The sequence below is a fragment of the Streptomyces capoamus genome (genome assembly GCF_014654935.1).
GTDB lineage: Bacteria > Actinomycetota > Actinomycetes > Streptomycetales > Streptomycetaceae > Streptomyces > Streptomyces capoamus.
This window is the reverse complement of the sequence record NZ_BNBF01000017.1, coordinates 183,392-203,537: the sequence shown is the minus strand read 5'-3', so window position 1 is coordinate 203,537 and position 20,146 is coordinate 183,392. Positions and strand designations below refer to the sequence as shown.

Sequence of the window (20,146 nt, the reverse complement as noted above, 5' to 3'; positions counted from 1 at the left end):
AAGGCGGCGACGAAGCTCCGGGTGGAGGCGCGGAGCCTGGTCCTGCTGTCCCGCCCGTCGCGTGCCGCCCGATGACGGGGCCGTCGTGCTCCCCGCCGCGCGCCATGCCGAGGACGCCCTGTCAGTGGCCGTGGTTAGGGTGGCGATCATGACTATGGCAGCAGTGATGATCACGGTGGATTGCGCGGAACCGCAGGAGCTGGCCCAGTGGTGGGCCACTGCGCTGGGAGGTGAGATCGCCCAGGACCACGGTGACTTCGTCATCGTCAGAGCGCAGCCGCTGGCACTGGGTTTCCAGCGCGTGGCCGAAGAGCGGCGGGGCAAGAACCGTGTGCACATCGACTTCGCCGCCGCGCCCGGCACGGGCCTGGCCCAGGAGGTGAAGCGGCTGGTCGGTCTGGGGGCGAGCGTCGTCGGCGAGCACAGCGTTCCGGGTCTCACCTGGACCGTGCTGCAGGACCCGGCCGGCAACGAGTTCTGCGTCCACTGAGCCGAGCTCCGCTTCGACGGCGGCCCTGGGTCCGGCGCGCGCCGGACTCAGGGGCTGCCCCGTGACGTCACCGTGAACTGGGCCCCGTCGGCGTCCCGCAGGATCGCCTCCGTCTCGTCCTCGCGCAGGACGCTCCCGCCGTGCTTCTCCGCCGCGCGGGCGCAGCCGGCCACGTCGGCCACCGAGAAGTGGATCTGCCAGTGCGGCCGTACCTCGGGGTCCGGAGCCGCCTCCACCGCGCCCGAGTCGATACGCGCCACGATGTCGCCGCGGCTGCGCAGCACCACCTCGCCACCCTCGTACTCGACCTCGCAGCAGCCCGGCAGCCCGCTCGCCCAGTCCAGGATCTCGCCGTAGAAGATCGCCGCGTCGAAGGCGTCCCGGGTGTGCAGCCGGACGAAGGTCGGCGCCGCCTGCCGCCACGCCTCCCAGTTGGTGACCAGTTCGCCCTGCCAGATCCCGAAGGTGGCCCCGTCCCGGTCGGCCAGCAGGGCGGCCCGGCCCGGCGGGAAGGACAGCGGCCCCACCGCCGCCGTACCGCCGCGCTCCCGGACGCGGGACACGGCCACGTCGGCGTCGGGCACGGCGAAGTAGGGGGTCCAGGCCACCGCCATCTGCCACATGGAGGCGACGGCGGCGATCCCGGCCACCGGGACCCCGTCGGCCAGGGCGATGCGGAAGTGCTCGCCAAGTTCGGCACCGCGCCAGCGCCAGCCCAGGACGGCGGCGTAGAAGTCCTGGGTGGCCTGGAGGTCGCGGCTGGTCAGACTCACCCAGCAGGGCGCGCCGAAGACGGAATCGGTGGAGACGACTTCTCTTCTGCGCGGTCCGGCGCCGGCGGGGGTGTCGTGTGTCATGGCACTCGCGTCCTGCTCTCGGGGCCGGGCGGCCACCGGTGTGCCACCAGTGTCCGGCCGGAACGGGGTGGTGTGCCTCCCGGGTACCCCGGGTGGCGGGTGCCCAGGCACCTGCGCAGCATGGAGGGGTGGCGAAGAGCGAGCCCGACCGGGTGGCCGCGCTGCAGGCGGAGGTCCGCCAGATGAAGGAGGCGATGGCCTCCCACGCGGTCGTGGACCAGGCGATCGGGATGGTGGTGGCCCTCGGCCGGATCACCCCGGACCGCGGGTGGCAGGTGCTCAAGGACGTCTCCCAGCACACCAACATCAAGCTGCGCAACATCGCGGAGCTGATCCTGATCTGGGGGCGGCGCGGTGACATCCCCGCCGAGGTGCGGGCCGCGCTGGAGGACGCGCTGGACCGGTACGGTCCCACCCAGGTGCCGGGTTCCGAGGAGGAGTAGCCCGCGTGGGCGGGCGGGGGACCTCAGCGGGTGCGGGCCTCCGCGAGCAGTTCCTCGCGCAGCCGGTCGAAGCAGCCGCTGAGCAGCCGGGAGACGTGCATCTGCGAGATACCGAGCTGCTGGGCGATCCGGCTCTGTGTCATGCCGCCGAAGAACCGCAGGTAGAGGATGGTGCGCTCGCGCTCCGGCAGCGCCGCCAGGCACGGCTTGACCGCGGCCCGGTCCACGACGAGGTCGTACCCCGGGTCCGGTCCGCCGAGCGAGTCGCCGAGGGCGTAGCCGTCGGTGCCGGCCACCTCGGCGTCCAGGGACAGCGCGGAGAAGCACTCCAGCGCCTCCATGCCGGTGCGCACCTCGTCCTCGCTCAGCCGGGTGTGCGCGGCGATCTCGGCGACGGAGGGGGCCCGGCCCGGCGTGGTCTGCGACAGCTCCTTCGTGGCGGCGCGGACCCGGTTGCGCAGGTCCTGCACCCGGCGCGGCACGTGGAGGGTCCACATGTGGTCCCGGAAGTGGCGCTTGATCTCACCGGTGATGGTGGGCACGGCGTACGCCTCGAAGGCACGGCCGCGGTCGGGGTCGTAGTGGTCGACGGCCTTGACCAGGCCCAGGGCGGCCACCTGGTACAGGTCTTCCAGGGCCTCGCCGCGGCCGCGGAAGCGTACGGCGATCCGCTCGGCCATCGGCAGCCACAGCCGGACCAGCTCGTCCCGGAGCGCCTGGCGCTCGGGGCCGTCCGACAGACCGGCGAGCCGCCTGAAGGCGTCCGCCGTGTCCGGGGCGTCGTCATGGGGATGGGGCTTCGTGCTGCCCGTGACACGCATTGCGCGCACCTCTCTCAGCAGGTGCTGGATGGACAGACACCGTGGGGGGTGCGCTCGGATCATGGAGATCATGGAAAGGACACCGGGGCGCGGTCACCTCCCGCCTCCCACGGACGTGCCTCCTGTCCGAAGCACTTGTCTACTCATTCCCACTTAGGGACATCTAGAAACAATAGTGGCAAATCGGGCAGTACATCAGGCATGGGTCGTCGCCCGTACCGGTTCCGCCGGGGACGTGATGTGCCACACGCGCCCGCGGCCGGCCGGAAGGCGCCCCGCGACCGTTCTTCCTGGGCAGCGCTTGATCACTGATCAAAGCGGGCGAATACCCTGGCCACAGCGCATTCTGCTCATTTGACAGTGCACTCGGCACACAGATAGACAGCAGCTCTCGAAGGTCGAGAGGGGCACCGTGTACGAGCCGAACGTGGTCGGGGACTGGCAGGAGTGCGAGGAGCATGCCGGTCTGCGGGTCCGCGTCCACCGCCTGGAGGCGGCCGAGCCGCCGCGCGGACGGGACGACGCCGCCGCCGGGCTGACGTACTTCAGTGTCCGGGTGACCGTCGAGAACCGCGGCGCGCGCCACTACGGCATCCACCTCGAGGACGGCCAGATCGACGTCCGGGTCGGCCCGGACGGTGAGGGCGCCTTCATCGACTGGCGCAACTCCCAGTTCATCGAGGGCTTCGACGTCTACCCGCTGCGCCGGGCCACCGCCGTCGTCTACGCCGCCGCGCCCGAGGCCGCCCTCACCCATGTGGACGTGCAGGTGCAGCTGCGGGTGGACGACGAGTGGGCCGACCGCAGGCTGTGGGCGGGCGGCATCGGCGCCGTGGAGCCCACCGCGGCGGCCGCGCCCGCGGGCACCGGTCAGGGCAGCCTGGCCCACCAGGTCAGTGCTTTCCTGAGGGACCAGGCGGAGCCCGGCTCCGCCTGATCCGCGGGGCGGCACCCGTCGTACCGCGAGCGCCGCCCCGTGGATCAGTGCGGGATGCCGTCGATGATCTCGCGCGCGCCCTGGCGCAGCAGCGCCACCGCGACCGAGGTGCCGAGCGTGGCCGGATCCAGCCGGCCCGCCCACTCGTGGGCGTTCAGCCGGGTCTTGCCGTCCGGTGTGAAGACACAGGCGCGCAGGGAGAGTTCACCGCTGCGGTCCACGCGCGCGTAGCCGGCGATGGGGCTGTTGCAGTGGCCCTGCAGCACATGCAGGAACATCCGCTCGGCCGTCGCCTCCCGGTGCGTGGCCGGATCCCCGAGCCCGCTGACCGCATCGATCAGTTCGGTGTCGTCCTGCCGGCACTGCAGGGCGAGGATGCCCGCCCCGATCGGCGGCATCATCGTCTCCGGGGACAGCACTTCGCTGATCACGTCCGTCCGGCCGATGCGCTCCAGGCCGGACACCGCCAGCAGCAGCGCGTCCGCCTCGCCGGCCGCCAGCTTCTCCAGCCGGCGGTTGGCGTTGCCGCGGAACGGCACGCACTGCAGGTGCGGGTGGGTGGCGGCCAGTTGGGCGATCCGGCGCACCGCGGAGGTGCCGATACGGGTGCCGGCCGGAAGTTCGTCCAGGGTGAGCCCGCCCGGGTGCACCAGCGCGTCCCGGATGTCGTCCCGCTTCAGGAACGCGGCGAACACCGTACCGGCCGGCAGCGGACGGTCGGCCGGGACGTCCTTGACGCAGTGCACGGCCAGGTCCGCCTCCCCGGCCAGCAGGGCGGCGTCGACCTCCTTGGTGAACGCCCCCTTGCCCTCGACCTGGGACAGATCCCCGAGCCACTTGTCGCCGGTGGTCCGCACGGGGACGACCTCGGTGCGCACACCCGGGTGCAGCACCGCAAACTCGGCGCGGACCCGCTCCACTTGGGCCAGCGCCATGGGCGAGTCACGGGAGACGATTCGGATCAGTTCGGGAACCGGCATGCGCACACGATAGACCCCCGTGGCTCATCCCGCGTCCGTGGGCAGGTCCGCCGCCGACTCCTCCGGGGTGAGGTCGGGGCGCAGCCGCAGCCAGGACGGCTGGCGGAGCATCCCGTGCCGGGTCCGGGTGCTGTAACTGACCTCGCCCACCAGCCGGGGCAGCACCCACCGGGCGCCCGGCACGCGCGGCACCGGGTCGAAGGGGCACCGCTCGCTCGCCGCGTCCCGCAGGAGTTCCGCCAGGGCGGCGCGCTCGGCCTCGCTCCAGCCGGTGCCCACCCCGCCGACGTACCGCAGCCGGCCGGCGGGGTCCCGCTGCCCCGCCAGCACGGCACCGGGCAGGCCGCTCAACCGCCCCTTGCCGGGCAGCCAGCCACCGACGATCACGTCCTCGGCCCGCATGTTCCGGATCTTGATCCAGGCGCGGGACCGCACCCCGGGCTCGTACACCGAGTCCAGCCGCTTGCACACCAGGCCCTCCAGGCCGTGCTCCCGGGTGGCGCGCAGCGCCTCGGCGCCGTGCCCGGTCACGGCGGCCGGCGTCGACCAGTACGGCCCGGCCAGCCCCAGCTCCTCCAGCCGCGCCCGGCGCCGCGTGTACGGCAGCCGGACCAGTGGTTCCGCCAGGTAGGGCACGTCGAACAGCACCAGGTGCACCGGCACCCGGGCGGCCCGGCGCGCCGCCCGCGCGGGAGCGTGCGCCAGGCCCATCCGGCTCTGCAGCAGCTGGAAGTCGGCCCGTCCCCGCTCGTCCAGGGCCAGCACCTCGCCGTCCAGTACGGCGGGTACGGTCCCCAGCGCCCCGCCCAGCGGCCGCAGTTCGGGGTAGGCGGCGGTGATGTCCTCGCCCGAGCGGGCGCGCAGCAGCACGCTGCCGTCGCCGGGCAGGTAGACCATCACCCGCTGTCCGTCCTGCTTGGTCTCGTACGCCCACCGCGCGTCCTGGGCGGCCGGCGGCAGCGTCCCGGACGTGGCGAGCATCGGCGGGATGAGCGGCAGGGTCACGGCGGTCACGGCAGAAGGTCTCGACCGGGCCCGGCGCCCTCACGCTCCTTTCCCTCCGGGTTCCCCTGAACGGGCCCGCACGGGGCGCCGCCCCGGTCGTCCGCGGACGCCGGACCGGACCGCGGCGGTCCCGGGTGTCGACGCCGGCGGCGGGCCGCCGGTCCTGTCGGCGCGGTCCGGCGGGAGCGGGAGCGGTCGGGCGGGCTGCGGGAGCGGTCGAGCGGCGTGCGTTCGCCCGGATGTCGGCCGCGGCTCTCCTCACGGCGTGCGGGGTGCCGCCCTGACCCAGCCCAGCGACCGTTCGACGGCCCGCTGCCAGTTCTCGTACTCCGCCTCCCGTCGCCCGGGGTCCATGGCGGGCAGCCACTGCGCGGCCCGGTGCCAGTTGCGGCGCAGCACCTCCAGCCCCGGCCAGTAGCCGGCGGCCAGCCCGGCCGCGTAGGCCGCGCCCAGGGAGACCGTCTCGGCGACCATGGGGCGCACCACCGGCACGTCGAGCACGTCGGCCACGAACTGCATGAGCAGGTTGTCCGCCGTCATGCCCCCGTCCACCTTGAGCTGCTGCAGCGCGACGGCGGAGTCCGCGTTCATGGCGTCGACGACCTCGCGGGTCTGCCAGCCGGTGGCCTCCAGGACGGCACGCGCCAGGTGGCCCTTGGTGATGTACGAGGTCAGGCCGACGATCACCCCGCGTGCGTCGCTGCGCCAGCGGGGCGCGAACAGCCCCGAGAAGGCGGGCACGATGTAGCAGCCGCCGTTGTCCTCCACCGTCCGCGCGAGCGTCTCGATCTCCGGGGCGCTGCTGATCAGGCCCAGGCGGTCCCGGAACCACTGGACGAGGGCGCCCGTGATGGCGATGGACCCCTCCAGGGCGTACACCGGAGGCTGGTCGCCGATCTGGTAGGCGACGGTCGTGAGCAGGCCGTGCCGGGACCGCACGGGGTCGGCGCCGGTGTTGAGCAGCAGGAAGCTGCCCGTGCCGTAGGTGCACTTCGCCTCGCCGGGGGAGAAGCAGGTCTGGCCGAAGAGGGCGGCCTGCTGGTCGCCCAGGGCGGCCGTGATGGAGACGCCCGGCAGCAGCGCGCGGGCCTCGCCGTACGGCTCGGCGGACGACCTGATCGCGGGCAGCATCGAGCGGGGCACACCGAAGAAGTCCAGCAGTTCGTCGTCCCAGGTGAGGCTGCGGATGTTCATCAGCATCGTGCGGCTGGCGTTGGTGGGGTCGGTGAGGTGCAGCCCGCCGTCGGTGCCCCCGGTGAGGTTCCAGATCAGCCAGCTCTCCATCGTCCCGAACAGCACCTCGCCGTTCCGGGCGCGTTCCTCGATCCCCTTGACGTGGTCGAACAGCCATCTGATCCGCAGCGCCGAGAAGTAGGTCGAGGGCGGCAGCGCGCACCGGTCGAGGAAGAACTCCGCTCCGGGGTGCCGTCCCAGTTCCTCGACGAGCGGCGCCGTACGGGTGTCCTGCCAGACGATCGCCCGGCCCAGCGGCGCGCCGGTCCGCCGGTCCCAGAGCACCGTCGTCTCGCGCTGGTTGGCCAGACCGATGGCCGCGATGTCGTCCTGCCCGACACCGGCCTCGGACAGGGCCTCGGGGACCACGCGCCGCAGGTTCTGCCAGATCTCGACCGCGTCGTGCTCGACCCATCCCGGCCGGGGGAAGTGCTGCTGGTGTTCCTTCTGTGCGACCGAGACCAGCCGCCCACGGTGGTCGAAGAGGATGCAGCGGGTCGAATTGGTGCCCTGGTCGATGGACATCACGTACCGTTCGGCCATGATCGGGTCTGCCTTCCGACGGATCGAGGGCGGCTTTCCTGGGCTACCAGCGGGCGGCTCCCAGGTCTCTGGAGATCGCCCGCGCGGCCTCGCGGATCAGGCTGATCAGAGGGGGCCGGGGATGGAGCCGGCCGTCGCAGATCCGCTCGACCGGCCCGGACAGGCCGATGGCGCCGACGACCAGGCCGCCGTGGCCCCGGATCGGCGCGGCGAGCCCGGCCTCGCCCATGCTCATCTCCTGGATCTCGGCGGCCCAGCCGGCTTCCCTGACCTCGGTGAGCGCCCGGGCGAGCCCCTCGGGATCGACCAGGGTGTGCCGGGTGTACGCCTCCAGCCCCGGCTCCCGGCCGGTTTCGACGGCCGCGGTCCCGAAGGCCAGCAGGACCTTGCCGAGCGAGGAGGCGTGCAGGGGGAGCAGCGCGCCCACGTCCAGCGTCTGGAAGGTGTCGTCCGGCCGGAACACGTGGTGGACGATGAGCACCTGGCCCTCCAGCGGGGTGCCCAGGCGCACCGCCTCCCCGCTGCGGGCGGCCAGCGCGTCCGCCCAGTTCAGGGAGCGTGAGCGCAGCTCGTTGACGTCCAGATAGCTGGTGCCGAGGTGCAGCAGCGCGGCACCGAGCTGGTACTTCCCGGTCGCCGCGTCCTGCTCCACGAAGTCCACGTGCTGGAGCGTGCGCAGGATGCCGTGGGCGGTGCCCTTCGCCAGGCCGAGCGACGCCGCCACCTCGCCGAGGCCGAGTCGGCGGGGGCCACCGGCGAGCAGGCGCAGGATCGCCGCCGCCCGTTCGATCGACTGGACTGGGCCGGCCATGAGCCGAGCCTATTACCGCCGCGGACGCTTCGCCCCGCGGGCGGGACGCGGCGGCACCGGCCGGTGCGTTCGGTAATGCCGACCGACGTTCATTGACCCGCCGGATTTGTCTCCCTAGCGTGCAGAGGAGCCCGGAAGACGCCGAGGCACGGCGCCCGACCGGGCGGCACACACCATCGGGAGAGAACATGGCGGCACAGCTCAACACGCTGCTCCGGGCGGCATGCGAACACGTGTGTCCGGTGCCGCCCGTCGCCGGCGCGGTCGCGGCCGTGCGCCGACGCGCGGCGGCGGTCCTCGCGGACTGGAGCGTGTGTTCCGAGATCGTCGAGGACGCCCTGCTCGTCGTGTCCGAACTGGCCACCAATGCGATCATCCACGCCCGGCCCCCGGCCGAGCTGCGGCTGTCCTGGAAGCCCGGCGCCGGCGGCCGGACCCTGCGGGTGGAGGTCACCGACGCGGGACCCGAGCGCCATGCGGGCCGGCCGCTCGACGGGTTCGACCCGGACGAGCACGGCCGCGGCGAGGCGATCGTCCGTGCCCTGGCGACGCACTCCGGCATCCGCATCCACCCGGGCGGGGTCACCCGCTGGGCCGAGCTGGTCGCCGGGTGAGGGGGAGCGGTGGACGGTCGTGACGGGCGCCCCGGCGGGTCGGTACGGACGCGGTCAGCCGCAGCGCAGCGCAGCCTCCGGAAGGGGCGGTGCGGCGGCTCCGGAGGAGGGCTCGTGCGAGGAGGGTTCCTGCTGGGTCTCCTTGCGGAGCAGGAGCAGGGCGGCGTCGTCGTGCAGCCGGCCGCCGACGTGCGCCAGCAGCTCCTCGTGGAGCGCGGTGAGCGTGCGGGACGGATCGTCGCCGGCGTGGCGGGCCACCCCGTCCGGCAGCGGGTAGAACCGGCGCGCGTGGTCGCGGGCCTCGGTGACCCCGTCGGTGTAGAGCAGCAGTTGCTCGCCCACCGCGAACGGCAGACGCTGCAGGCCGGGGTGGAGCCCCGACAGGGCGCGCAGGCCGAGGGGCGGCGCGGGGCGGTCGGCGTCCAGCGCCCGGACCTCCCCGGACGGTGATATCAGCAGCGGGGGCGCGTGCCCGCAGTTGACCACCTCCAGGTGTCCCGACCCGGGGCAGCCGACGACCACGGCGGTGACGAAGTCGTCGGGGCCGAGATTGCGGGCCAGGCTCCGCTCGATCCTGCCGACGACGGCGAGCAGGTCGGGCTCGTCCTGGGCGGCCTCGCGGAACACCCCGAGCACGAGCGCGGCGGTCCCCACGGCGGGCAGCCCCTTGCCGCGCACATCGCCGACGATCAGCCGGATGCCGTACTGGGTGGGCACCAGGGCGTAGAGGTCCCCGCCGATGCGGGCCTCGGCCGCCGCGGCGCTGTAGCGGACGGCGACCCGGAACGGGCCGACCCTCTCGGGGACGGGCTGGAGCAGGGCCTGCTGGGCGGCCTCGGCGACCGAGCGGACGGCCGCGAGGACCCGTTCGCGCCGGCCGCGCAGCACGCCGGCCAGACCGCTCGCCGCGGTCACGGCGGACAGGGCGCACAGGACGGCCGCCAGGTCGTGCGCGGGGGTGCCGTGCACGACGCCCAGCACCGTGCCCGTGGCCGCGGCGAGGAGGCCGGCGCCCAGCACCCCGCGCGGCCCGTTGGTGGTGGCCGCCAGCGCGGGCCCCGCGGCGAGCAGCGGCAGCCAGACCATCCCGGCCCCGCCGGCGACGTCGACGAGGACGACGACGGCGACGACCAGGACCGGCAGTGCGGGCATGCTGGCGGCCAGCTGCCCGGCGGTGCGCCGGCGTACCGATGACCAGGCGCGCGCCGCACGGTTCCGGGACAGCCGCGTCGGTGTGTGGTCGCCGCCTTGGTGTCGGGGCTGGCTCATGTCTCGTCCGCAGTCCTCGCCGCTAGGGGTGCACACCCGTAATGTCCGTTTCATCCAGCAAACGGGCTGGGGGCGGGCGGCGACAAGGAGCGGATTTTCAGATAGTGAGCGAGAGCCCTCTGGTCACCCGGCTCGCGATCGGGAGCAGCCGGGACCGGATCTCCCGGAGGCGGTCCCGCCGCTCCGCCGGCAGGGAGACGCCGAGCGAGCCGATGACGCCGCCGCGGTAGACGGGGACGGCGACGCACACGGTGCCGAGCGCGTACTCCTCCAGGTCCGTGACGGCCGGAGCCAGCGGGGGCGACTGGATCCTGCGCAGCAGCTCCGGCACGCTCGTCACCGTGCGGGGCGTGAGGTCGGCCAGGTGGTGGCGGGAGAGGTAGTCCCGGCGCGCCTCCTCGTCCATCTCGCGCAGCACGGACTTGCCCAGCGCGGTGGCGTGCCCGGCGTCCTCGAAGCCGACCCAGAGATCCACCCGGGGCGTGCGGGGGCCGTCGACGATGTCGGCCACCCTGATCTCGCCGTCCTCGTAGAACGTGAGATAGGCGGCGGTGGACAGTTCGTCCCGCAGCGAGGCCAGCGCCGGGCGCACGCGGCTGAGCAGCGCCTGGGTGCGGCCCGCCGTGTGCAGCGAGTTCAGCCGGTCGCCGAGGACGAACCCGCCGTCCTCCAGTTTCCGCACGTATCCGTCGTGCACCAGGGTGCGCAGCAGGTGGTAGGCGGTGGCCAGGGGCAGCCCCGTCTCGCGTGCCAGCTGTTTCGCGGGCGCGCCGTTCTCGTGCTCGCTCACCGCCTCCAGCAGTCGGAAGGCCCGCTGCACGGAGCCGATGAGGGTGGGCCCGTCCTGACCACCCATGGCACCAGGCTGCCCCGGGCCCCCTGGCACGGGCAAGACCGGACGGGACGACGACGGACGCCTCCGTTCACCTTCCCGGAAACCCGCCCCCGGCCCTACCGTCCAGTAATATCCGGCGCAGGCCACCGAAGGAGGAACCGTGTCCCGGTCCCAACGCTCACCCCTGCTGCTCGCCGGTCTGCTGGCGGCCGCCGGGGTCGCCCACTTCGCCACCCCACGGACGTTCGACGCGATCGTCCCGCGCGCGCTGCCGGGTCCGCCCAGGGCCTGGACGTACGGCAGCGGAGCGGTCGAACTGGCCCTGGCGGCCGGGATCGCGGCGCCCGGGACCCGCGCGCCCGCCGCGAGGGCGGCGGCCGCCTTCTTCGTCGGCGTCTTCCCGGCGAACGTCCAGATGGCCGTCGACTGGCGCGACCGGCCGGCGCCGCTGAAGACCGCGGCCCTCGCCCGGCTGCCCCTCCAGCTGCCCCTGGTGCTGTGGGCACGCGCGGTGGCCCGCGGCGGGGCGGGGCGGTCATGAGCGAGCGCCTCGCGATCGGCGACAAGGCCGAGGACTTCGCCCTGCCCGACGAGACCGGCACGATCCGCCGGCTCACCGGACTGCTGGCCGACGGCCCCGTCGTCCTCTTCTTCTACCCCGCCGCCCTCACCCCCGGCTGCACCGCCGAGGCCTGCCACTTCCGGGACCTCGCCGCCGAGTTCGCCGCCGTCGGCGCCCGGCCGGTCGGGGTCAGCGGGGACACCGTCGACAAGCAGCAGGAGTTCGCCGGCCGGCACGGCCTCGGCATGCCCCTGCTCTCCGACGCCGACGGCACGGTCCGCGACCGGTTCGGCGTCCGACGCGGCTTCTCCCTTGCCCCGACCAGGAGGGTCACCTTCGTGATCGCCCAGGACCGTACCGTCCTGGAGGTCGTCCGCAGCGAACTGCGCATGAACACCCACGCCGACCGGGCCCTCGCCGCCCTGCGTGCCCACCGGCACTGAACGGCCGCCCACGCGCCGCAGGGGCCGGGGCTCACTGGAACGGGCAGCCCGGGTTCGGCGCGTCCTCGGAGAACGGCGAGCCGTGCGGCAGCACGTACAGCACCTCGAGCACGAGCGGCGTGTCGCCCAGGTTGCGGCCGATGTGGACGTGGTCCGCGCCGGACGGCTCCGTGATCGACGCGCCCGCGCGGTACACACCGTCCGAGGCGCACCCGGCGTCGAAGTGGCTGAGCGTGCCCTGCCGCACGACCCCGTACAGCGGACCGTCGTGGTAGTGCCAGCCGGTGCTCTGACCGGGCGGGACGGTGATCTCCCGCAGGGTGTAGTCGGTGCCCCCGACCGTGGTCTGCGCGAGGATCCGGGCCGTCACCCCGGGGCCCGCCGGGGTCGCCCCGGCGGACCCGCAGGTGAGGACGGTGGCGGCGGTCAGCACGCCGGTCACGGCGGTACGGAGTGCGGTGCGCATGCGTAAGCCTCCAGGGACGCGAGCGGATACCGCCGCGAACATAGAGGCACAGCGGGCGCGCCGGGGCCGGAATCCACTGATCCGGATCGCCCCGGCCGCGTACCGCGGCGCGGCCGCCGGCCCCGGCCGGTCCGCACGGCCACCTGGACCGGGGTGCGTCCGGACCGCACCGCGCGGACCCGCCGCGGGCCCGGGGTTGCGGACCCGGCAGCCGGGGGTGCCGAACTGCCGACCTCCCGGCGGCCTGGGCCGCCCTCGGCGGACCCGGTCAGGAGCGTGTCGAGGGCCCGCGGGTCACCGGACACTCGCCGTCTCCGGCGGCGGCCGCAACCGCCGGGCCCGGGCGTACAGGGCGGTGACGCAGCCGGACAGTCCCGCCACGCACAACAGGGCCGGACCCGGCCCCAGGCGCAGCAGCAGGGCGCCCACGATCCCGCCGGCGAACACGCCGCACACGGTTCCGGCGCGCCGCGCCCGCGCCAGCGGCGGCTCACGGGGCGCGGCCGAGCGCCCCGGCGGGAGGTCCGAGAGCAGTTTCACCAAGGTCATCTGCAACACGGTGGTCGGCATGTCCGGGATGCGCGCCTGCATCATGACGCGACTGCGCCACCCCATGGCCGCCGCGAGCAGCACGACGGCCAGGGACAGGGACGGTTCGGCGGGGGCGTGCCGCCCGCTCGTGCCCACGACCAGCAGCCCGGCCGCCAGCACCGTCCCGGCCTCCACGGTGACGGCCCGCACGAACCACCCGCGTCCACGGCGATCGAGCCGGGTGACGACCAGGTGGGCGGCCAGGGTTCCGACGGTGAAGGCGGCCAGCGCCTCGGCCGGGCGGGCGACCGGCGTCCCGGCCCGCACCACCCCGAACCCGAGGAACAGGACGTTGCCGGTCGTCAGGGCGGCGAACGCGTGCCCGAGCCCGAGGAAGGTGATGGCGTCGACCGCGCCCGCGGTCACGGTCAGCGCGAACAGCACGACGGCGATCCGGACGTGCCTGCGCGCCGGTTCACTGTTCACGCCGTCCACCGATCAGCCGTCCGGCAGGGGAGCGGCCGGCGCCCGGAGCCGGCCGCCGGACCCCGTGTGCGAGCCGACCTCATCCTCCGGTGGCCCGCCGCCGCCCGCATCCGGTGATGATCCGACCGGTTCAGCCCCGGCCCCGCGTGGTGGCCGGCGCCGTGCCAGGGACGGGGAGCATCCGTGCCTCCGCCCGCCCTCCGGTGCCCGCGGGTGACACGATCTTCCCGGCAGTGACAGGACGAGCACCGGAGGGCGCATGACGACCGACAGGACGGCCGGGGAAGCAGCGGACCGCGTCGCGGGCGTGGAGGTGAGGCCGGTCGCCGGGAACATCGGCGCCGAGATCACCGGGGCGGACCTCGCCGGGCCGCTGGACGACGCGGTGGTGGCCCTGATCCGGCAGGCCGTGCTGCGCTGGAAGGTGGTCTTCTTCCGCGGGCAACGGCTGGACCACGCCGGGCACGTCGCCCTCGCCCGCCGGTTCGGTGATCCCGTCGTCCTCGGCCGGCGGGGCAGTGTCTCACCGGCCGGCTTCCCGGAGGTGGAGACCACGGCGGACCGGCTGGAGCTGGGCGGCCGGTTCGGCATGGAGCACGCCGAGTGGCTGGACCGGCGGCGGCACACCCTGCTGCGCGGCTGGCACTGCGACCACGGCGCCCGGATCGACCCGCCGGCCGCGACGATCCTGCGCGCCGAGACCGTCCCGCCGTACGGCGGTGACACCACCTGGGCCAACCTGGCCGCCGCCTACGCCGGGCTCTCCGCCCCCGTCCGCGCGTTCGTGGACGGGCTGCGCGCCGAGCACCGCCTCGGCGTCGGCTACCAGCCCCGGCCCGGCGACGACGCCTACGTCCGCCATCTGCTGGACCACCAGGTGGCCTCGGTCCACCCGCTGGTGCGGGTGCACCCGGAGACGGGGGAGCGGGTGCTGTTCGTCAACGGCTACTACCTGGAGCGCATCACCGGCGTCTCCCGCCCGGAGAGCGCGGCCCTGCTGGAGATGCTGCTGGAGCAGGCGGTCCGTCCCGAGTACACCGTCCGCTTCCGCTGGGAGCCCGGCAGCGTCGCCTTCTGAGACAACCGGGCCACCATGCACCTGGCTCCCAGCGACCACACGCACGTGGGTGCCGCGCGCATCATGCACCGGGTGATGCTCGCCGGAGAGGTCCCCGTCGGCGTGGACGGCAGGCCCTCGCAGGCGGTCGTGGGGACGGAGCCGGGACGCTGGTGACGGCCGGCCGTCCGTCCGTCGGCGGCGACGGTCAGCCGGCCGTCGGCCGCCACCCCAGCGCCGGACCCAGCTTCGTCGCCATGTCCGTCAGGATCTGCACGTAGTCCTCGTGCCCGAAGGTGAACGGCAGCGCGAACGCCACCTCGTCCACCTCACGGAAGGCGGCGTGCGCGTGGAGGCGTTCGGCGATCTCCTCGGAGGTGCCGACCAGGTCCGGGGCGAACAGCAGGCGCGCCGGGCCCTGCGGGGAGGCCGTGCGGGGCAGGCGTTCGGCCGCGTACGCCGCGTACCTGGCGCGCTGCTCGGGACTGGCCGAGTCGGTGGGGATCACCACCAGGCCCTGGGAGACGCGGGCCGCCTCGCCGTCGGGGTGGCGGGCCCGGAACTCCCGGATGTGGGACAGCTGGATCCCGGCGAAGTCCGGCGGCCCGTCGCCGTCCCCGGCCTTGACGACGCTGCTCGTCAGGAGGTTCATCCCGTGCTCGCCGGCCCAGCGGGCCGAGCCGAGGCTGCCGCCGCCGTACCACAGCCGCCGGCCGAGCCCGGGGGAGTGCGGCTGGACGACGTCACTGAACACCTCGAAGCCCTCCACCCCGCTGAAGTCGGTGGCGGGCTTGCCGCGGACCAGGTCCAGCAGCCGCCGGACCCGCTCGTACCCGAAGTCCTCGGCGTCCGCGCTGTGCGGGTACAGGGCGTCCTTGACGTGGTCGTAGTGCATCGGCGGGCCCACGCTGACGCCCGGGTTCAGCCGGCCGCCGGACAGGATGTCCACCGTGGCCAGGTCCTCGGCGAGCCGCAGCGGGTTCTCCCAGCCGAGCGGGATCACCGCCGTGCCCAGCGCGATCCGGCGGGTGCGCTGCGAGGCCGCGGCCAGGACGGCGACCGGTGACGAGATGCCGTACTGCAGGTGCCGGTGGCGGACCCAGGCGCTGTCGAAGCCGAGCCGTTCGCCCAGCTCGATGATCTCCAGCGTGGACTCGTGGCCCCGGGCCGGGTCCGCCGCGTCGAACAGGCCGATGGTGAGGAAGCCCAGCTTGCGCAGCGGGCGGGGGGTGGACGGCACGGCTCCTCCAGCGGTCGTACGTCGGCTCCCGCCCGATTCTCGCAGGCGAGTGTGACAACCGTGTGATCACTTCAGCGGGATGACGACCTCGTCCTCCACCGGCGGGTCGAGTTCCTGCGCGCGGTTGCCGGTCGCTGCGAAACAGCGCAGCCGGACCGCGTCCGGGCTGACGTCCAGCCGCAGGAAGCACTTGAAGAACGGCGGGCTGTAGGTGGCGGACGACGGGGAGAACAGCCGGGTGTAGACCTTCCGGACGGGCAGCCGGAGCAGGGCGGGGCGGCCCGGACGGCGGCCGGCCCCCAGCAGGCCCGCGACCAGCCGGGCCCGGCGGGTGACCCGGGTGCCGGGCCCGGGTGCGCGGGCCGGCTCGATGCCGAGGCGCTCGGCGATCACCGCCGTCGCCTCCGCCTCCGTCAGGGTGAACAGGCGGCGCAGCCGGAGCCGGCGGCCGTAGAGCCGGCTGTAGAAGGCGAGCGAGTCGCCGCGCAGCGGGTAGCAGCGGAACTCCCGCTCGGTGACGCCGCCGACCGACACCGGCGGGATGGTGTGCGTGGCGTGCATGAACGCGCCGCCGCCGCCCGCGACGACGTACTGGACGGTGCGGCCGTCCACGTCGACCGGGTAACGCTGGTAGTTGTGGATGTCACCGCCGATCGCGGCCACGTAGTGGTGCTCGGGGGCCCGGACGATGTCGTCCACCCAGCCGCCGTCCTCGATGGGACAGGGGTGGTGCTCGCCGTCGACGTACAACGGGGACCCGGTGACGAGGATCTTCGGCCGGGGCCCCCGTGACACCTCCCGCAGCCAGGCACCCTGTTCGGCGTCCACCGTGCCCAGCAGGCCGGTGTCGATGCCGACGATCCGAACCGGGCCGGCGTCGATCGCCCAGTACGGTCCCGGCTGTTCGGCCTGCTGCCCGGGTGCCGGCCGCAGTGCCCGGGCCCGGGCGAGCCGTTGCTCGTCGGCGGGGCGGGGCCGGTGCCACAGCAGGGAGCGCCACCCTGCGCGGGTGAGCGGGCGGGGGGGCTCCGGGGCGAGGCGCGGGGTGTCGGCGCAGAAGACGCGCATGAAGGCGCCGAGGTCCTCGTACCAGTCGTGGTTGCCCGGGACGGCGTAGATCGGCGCGGGGTAGTCCCGGTACGGGCGGAAGAACTTGTCGCCGTAGTCGTCGGCGGCGCCGACGGGGTAGATGACGTCGCTGGCGATCACCGCGAAGTCGGTGCCCCGACTCTCCTTCAGGAAGCCCGGTACGACGGCGTACTGGGAGTCGTCCCCCTCTCCGGTGTCCCCCATGACCATGAAGGAGAACCGCTCCGGTACGTCCCGCCGGATCACCTTGTCGGCGGGCGCCCCGGCCGCCGCCCGCCGGGCCACCCAGCGGCTGCGGGTGCGACCGGTCGGGTCCCCGAACCAGGACGCCAGCACGCCGTTGCGGGCGGCCCACAGTATGCGCGGGTTCAGCCACGACAGCTTCTCGACGTGACCGGGCATCAACTTCCGGTAGGAGCCGGGCTCGGCGGCGCCCCAGCCGGCGCCCTGTGCGGTATCGCGTGAGGAGTCAGACACGCGGTGCACCGTAACAACGCGCAGGCCGGAAACCGGGCACAGGAGCCCCGCCCGACGCCCGAACGGCCCCCGCGCGCCGCTTCCCCGGTGACGGCGACGGCGAACAGCCGGCCGCCCGACGGTGGCGGCCACCGCCCGCAGCGGTGCCGCGATCGCGTGCGGTACAGGCGTCCTGGGGGCCCTCACTTGTCCCCTCTACCCGCCGTGGTGTGACGTCAGTCACGCCACCACCTGAGCGGAACCCCCGCCTCACGTCTCCCTGTTCGGGTCCCTCGGACCGATAGGGAAAACCCTCGATTGACCCGCCGCACGGTGACATGGCTCGGTCAATGCTGCCATTCTCACCACGCTGATCCACCCCACCGGAGCACGGATCACCGTCACGCACAGCTCAGCTCGCCCGGGCAGCAGACCCCTCTGCCCGTCTGTCACCGGCCGCCGACCGGCGGCCGCAGCAGGAGGAGTACGAGTGAGACCCCACAGATCCCTTCCCCACAAGGGAGCCACGGTCGGAGCAGCCCTGCTCTCCACCGCGGCCTTCCTCGCCGTCGGCCTCCAGGCGGTCCCGGCGACCGCAGCCCCGGCCGCGGCCCACCCCAGCCCGCTGCGCGCCGGAGGCCTGGCGGCCAAGCTCAGCCCGGCCCAGCACCAGGCGCTGCTCAAGAGCGCCCGGCAGCACACCGCGACGACCGCCCGCAGCCTGGGCCTCGGCGCGCAGGAGAAGCTCGTCGTCAAGGACGTCGTCAAGGACAACGACGGCACCCTGCACACCCGCTACGAGCGCACGTACGCCGGGCTGCCCGTCCTCGGCGGCGACCTCGTCGTGCACACCCCGCCCGCCTCGCTGGCCAAGGGCACGGTGAGCACCACCTTCAACAACAAGCGCACGATCAAGGTGCGTTCCACCGCCGCCACCGTCAGCAGGGCCGCCGCCACGACCAAGGCGCTGAAGGCCGCGAAGACCCTGCACGCGAAGAAGCCCACCACCGACAGCGCCCGCAAGGTGATCTGGGCCGGCACCGGCACCCCGAAGCTCGCCTGGGAGACCGTGATCGGCGGCTTCCAGGACGACGGCACGCCCAGCAGGCTGCACGTGATCACCGATGCCACCACCGGCAAGGAACTGCACCGGTTCCAGGCGGTCGACACCGGCATCGGCAACACCCGCTACAGCGGCCAGGTCTCGCTGACGACGACCCAGTCGGGCTCGACCTACACGCTGAACGACGGGACCCGCGGCGGTCACAAGACGTACAACCTGAACCACGGCACCTCCGGCACCGGCACGCTGTTCTCGCAGTCCAGCGACACCTGGGGCGACGGCACCAACTCCAACGCCGCCACCGCCGGCGCGGACGCGCACTACGGCGCCGCGGTGACCTGGGACTTCTACAAGAACACCTTCGGCCGCGGTGACCTGGGACTTCTACAAGAACACCTTCGGCCGCAGCGGCATCCGCAACGACGGCGTCGCCGCCTACTCCCGCGTCCACTACGGCAACGCCTACGTGAACGCCTTCTGGGACGACACCTGCTTCTGCATGACCTACGGCGACGGGTCGGGCAACAACGACCCGCTCACCTCGCTGGACGTGGCCGGCCACGAGATGAGCCACGGCGTCACCTCGAACACCGCGGGCCTGGAGTACAGCGGTGAGTCGGGCGGCCTGAACGAGGCCACCTCCGACATCTTCGGCACCGGCGTGGAGTTCTACGCCAACAACTCCACCGACGTCGGTGACTACCTCATCGGCGAGAAGATCGACATCAACGGCAACGGCACCCCGCTGCGCTACATGGACAAGCCGAGCAAGGACGGCGGGTCGGCGGACAGCTGGTACTCCGGCGTCGGCAACCTGGACGTGCACTACTCCTCCGGTCCGGCGAACCACATGTTCTACCTGCTGTCCGAGGGCAGCGGCACCAAGGTCATCAACGGCGTGACCTACAACAGCCCGACCTCCGACGGCGTGGCCGTCACCGGCATCGGCCGCGACGCCGCGCTGAAGATCTGGTACAAGGCGCTGACGTCGTACATGACGTCCAGCACCAACTACGCCGGCGCCCGCACCGCCGCCCTGAACGCCGCCGCCGCGCTGTACGGCACCAACTCCACGCAGTACGCCGGAGTGGGCAACGCGTTCGCCGGCATCAACGTCGGCGGCCACATCAACCCGCCGAGCAGCGGGGTGACGGTCACCAACCCGGGCAGCCAGTCCTCCACGGTCGGCACCGCCGTCAGCCTGCAGATCCAGGCGAGCAGCACCAACAGCGGCGCCCTGACCTACAGCGCCTCCGGACTGCCCGCCGGCCTGTCGATCAACAGCTCGACCGGTCTGATCTCGGGTACGCCCACCACGGCGGGCACGTCCAGCACCACCGTCACGGTGAAGGACTCCACCGGTGCGACCGGCACCGCCACCTTCAGCTGGACGGTCAGCACGACCGGCGGCGGCTGCACCTCCGCGCAGCTGCTGAGCAACCCCGGTTTCGAGTCGGGCAGCACCGGCTGGACCACGACCAGCGGCGTCATCACCACCGACAGCGGTGAGGCGGCCCACAGCGGCTCCTACAAGGCCTGGCTGGACGGGTACGGCTCCTCGCACACCGACTCCGCGTCCCAGTCGGTGACGATCCCCGCGGGCTGCAAGGCGACCCTGACCTTCTACCTGCACATCGACACCGCCGAGACCGGCAGCACCGCCTACGACAAGCTGACGGTGACCGCGGGTTCGAAGACCCTCGCCACCTACTCGAACGTCAACGCGGCCTCCGGCTACACCCAGAAGACCTTCGACCTGTCCTCGCTGGCGGGTTCGACGGTCACCCTGAAGTTCAACGGCGTGGAGGACTCCTCGCTGCAGACCAGCTTCGTCGTCGACGACACGGCCCTGACGACCGGCTGAGCACCCCGTGACGCAGCGGTCCCGCACCCCGTCCGCCGGGGTGCGGGACCG

General features: G+C 73.5%; 18 protein-coding genes and 2 pseudogenes. 8 read left to right on the top strand and 12 right to left on the bottom strand.

Annotated features, from left to right (window positions below; translation table 11 throughout):
• Positions 1-148 precede the first annotated feature (148 nt).
• The gene (locus tag IE312_RS25710; RefSeq protein ID WP_189984694.1) at positions 149-490 is read left to right on the top strand and encodes a VOC family protein; all 342 of its coding nucleotides are present in this window, start codon (positions 149-151) and stop codon (positions 488-490) included.
• A 47-nt stretch (positions 491-537) separates the two neighbouring features.
• Here the strand turns inward: IE312_RS25710 and IE312_RS25705 are convergent, their stop codons facing one another.
• Positions 538-1,347 carry a VOC family protein gene (locus IE312_RS25705; protein WP_189984693.1) on the bottom strand — a complete coding sequence of 270 codons (810 nt, stop codon included), beginning with the start codon at positions 1,345-1,347 and terminating at the stop codon, positions 538-540.
• A 182-nt stretch (positions 1,348-1,529) separates the two neighbouring features.
• On the opposite strand from IE312_RS25705, the gene IE312_RS25700 reads away from it, so the two are divergent.
• Complete coding sequence (locus IE312_RS25700) at positions 1,530-1,790, top strand: ANTAR domain-containing protein (RefSeq protein WP_189984719.1); 261 nt, start codon at positions 1,530-1,532, stop codon at positions 1,788-1,790.
• 23 nt (positions 1,791-1,813) lie between these two features.
• Here IE312_RS25700 and IE312_RS25695 read toward each other — a convergent pair whose 3' ends face one another.
• Positions 1,814-2,611 (bottom strand): RNA polymerase sigma factor SigF, encoded by a 798-nt coding sequence (locus IE312_RS25695; RefSeq protein WP_189984692.1) that lies wholly within the window; start codon positions 2,609-2,611, stop codon positions 1,814-1,816.
• Between the two features lie 412 nt (positions 2,612-3,023).
• On the opposite strand from IE312_RS25695, the gene IE312_RS25690 reads away from it, so the two are divergent.
• Positions 3,024-3,548 carry a hypothetical protein gene (locus IE312_RS25690; RefSeq protein ID WP_189984691.1) on the top strand — a complete coding sequence of 175 codons (525 nt, stop codon included), beginning with the start codon at positions 3,024-3,026 and terminating at the stop codon, positions 3,546-3,548.
• A 44-nt stretch (positions 3,549-3,592) separates the two neighbouring features.
• On the opposite strand, the gene hemC is transcribed toward IE312_RS25690, so the two are convergent.
• The 4 genes from hemC to IE312_RS25670 all read right to left on the bottom strand — a co-directional run bounded on the left by hemC (position 3,593) and on the right by IE312_RS25670 (position 8,120).
• Positions 3,593-4,534 carry a hydroxymethylbilane synthase gene (hemC, locus tag IE312_RS25685; protein ID WP_189984690.1) on the bottom strand — a complete coding sequence of 314 codons (942 nt, stop codon included), beginning with the start codon at positions 4,532-4,534 and terminating at the stop codon, positions 3,593-3,595.
• An 18-nt stretch (positions 4,535-4,552) separates the two neighbouring features.
• Positions 4,553-5,533: an ATP-dependent DNA ligase gene (locus IE312_RS25680; protein WP_189984718.1), complete on the bottom strand. Its 981-nt coding sequence runs from the start codon at positions 5,531-5,533 to the stop codon at positions 4,553-4,555.
• A gap of 258 nt (positions 5,534-5,791) precedes the next feature.
• Positions 5,792-7,309, bottom strand: a complete 1,518-nt coding sequence (gene glpK / locus IE312_RS25675; RefSeq protein ID WP_189984689.1) for a glycerol kinase GlpK — start codon at positions 7,307-7,309, stop codon at positions 5,792-5,794.
• Between the two features lie 43 nt (positions 7,310-7,352).
• A complete protein-coding gene (locus IE312_RS25670) occupies positions 7,353-8,120 on the bottom strand; it encodes an IclR family transcriptional regulator (RefSeq protein WP_189984688.1) in 768 nt (255 codons plus the stop codon).
• Positions 8,121-8,308: 188 nt separating this feature from the next.
• Here IE312_RS25670 and IE312_RS25665 point away from each other — a divergent pair, with 188 nt between their 5' ends.
• Positions 8,309-8,734, top strand: coding sequence for an ATP-binding protein (locus tag IE312_RS25665; RefSeq protein ID WP_189984687.1), 426 nt, complete (start codon positions 8,309-8,311; stop codon positions 8,732-8,734).
• A 54-nt stretch (positions 8,735-8,788) separates the two neighbouring features.
• Here the strand turns inward: IE312_RS25665 and IE312_RS25660 are convergent, their stop codons facing one another.
• Together IE312_RS25660 and IE312_RS25655 are read right to left on the bottom strand one after the other, a co-directional pair.
• Positions 8,789-9,886 (bottom strand): PP2C family protein-serine/threonine phosphatase, encoded by a 1,098-nt coding sequence (locus IE312_RS25660; RefSeq protein ID WP_229900425.1) that lies wholly within the window; start codon positions 9,884-9,886, stop codon positions 8,789-8,791.
• Positions 9,887-10,100: 214 nt separating this feature from the next.
• A complete protein-coding gene (locus IE312_RS25655; RefSeq protein WP_189984685.1) occupies positions 10,101-10,859 on the bottom strand; it encodes an IclR family transcriptional regulator in 759 nt (252 codons plus the stop codon).
• A 139-nt stretch (positions 10,860-10,998) separates the two neighbouring features.
• Here IE312_RS25655 and IE312_RS25650 point away from each other — a divergent pair, with 139 nt between their 5' ends.
• Together IE312_RS25650 and IE312_RS25645 are read left to right on the top strand one after the other, a co-directional pair.
• A complete protein-coding gene (locus IE312_RS25650) occupies positions 10,999-11,379 on the top strand; it encodes a DoxX family protein (RefSeq protein ID WP_189984684.1) in 381 nt (126 codons plus the stop codon).
• The gene (locus IE312_RS25645; RefSeq protein ID WP_189984683.1) at positions 11,376-11,843 is read left to right on the top strand and encodes a peroxiredoxin; all 468 of its coding nucleotides are present in this window, start codon (positions 11,376-11,378) and stop codon (positions 11,841-11,843) included. The genes IE312_RS25650 and IE312_RS25645 overlap by 4 nt, the downstream gene beginning before the upstream one ends.
• Before the next feature lie 31 nt (positions 11,844-11,874).
• Here IE312_RS25645 and IE312_RS25640 read toward each other — a convergent pair whose 3' ends face one another.
• Together IE312_RS25640 and IE312_RS25635 are read right to left on the bottom strand one after the other, a co-directional pair.
• Positions 11,875-12,309: a cupin domain-containing protein gene (locus IE312_RS25640; RefSeq protein WP_189984682.1), complete on the bottom strand. Its 435-nt coding sequence runs from the start codon at positions 12,307-12,309 to the stop codon at positions 11,875-11,877.
• Positions 12,310-12,603: 294 nt separating this feature from the next.
• The gene (locus tag IE312_RS25635; protein ID WP_189984681.1) at positions 12,604-13,326 is read right to left on the bottom strand and encodes a YoaK family protein; all 723 of its coding nucleotides are present in this window, start codon (positions 13,324-13,326) and stop codon (positions 12,604-12,606) included.
• 259 nt (positions 13,327-13,585) lie between these two features.
• Here IE312_RS25635 and IE312_RS25630 point away from each other — a divergent pair.
• A pseudogene (locus IE312_RS25630) lies at positions 13,586-14,560 on the top strand (TauD/TfdA dioxygenase family protein).
• Positions 14,561-14,591: 31 nt separating this feature from the next.
• Here IE312_RS25630 and IE312_RS25625 read toward each other — a convergent pair.
• Both IE312_RS25625 and IE312_RS25620 read right to left on the bottom strand, forming a co-directional pair.
• Positions 14,592-15,623, bottom strand: a complete 1,032-nt coding sequence (locus IE312_RS25625; RefSeq protein WP_189984680.1) for an LLM class flavin-dependent oxidoreductase — start codon at positions 15,621-15,623, stop codon at positions 14,592-14,594.
• 66 nt (positions 15,624-15,689) lie between these two features.
• A complete protein-coding gene (locus IE312_RS25620) occupies positions 15,690-17,189 on the bottom strand; it encodes a metallophosphoesterase family protein (protein ID WP_189984679.1) in 1,500 nt (499 codons plus the stop codon).
• A 469-nt stretch (positions 17,190-17,658) separates the two neighbouring features.
• On the opposite strand from IE312_RS25620, the pseudogene IE312_RS25615 reads away from it, so the two are divergent.
• A pseudogene (locus IE312_RS25615) lies at positions 17,659-20,095 on the top strand (M4 family metallopeptidase).
• The last annotated feature ends 51 nt before the right edge of the window (positions 20,096-20,146 follow it).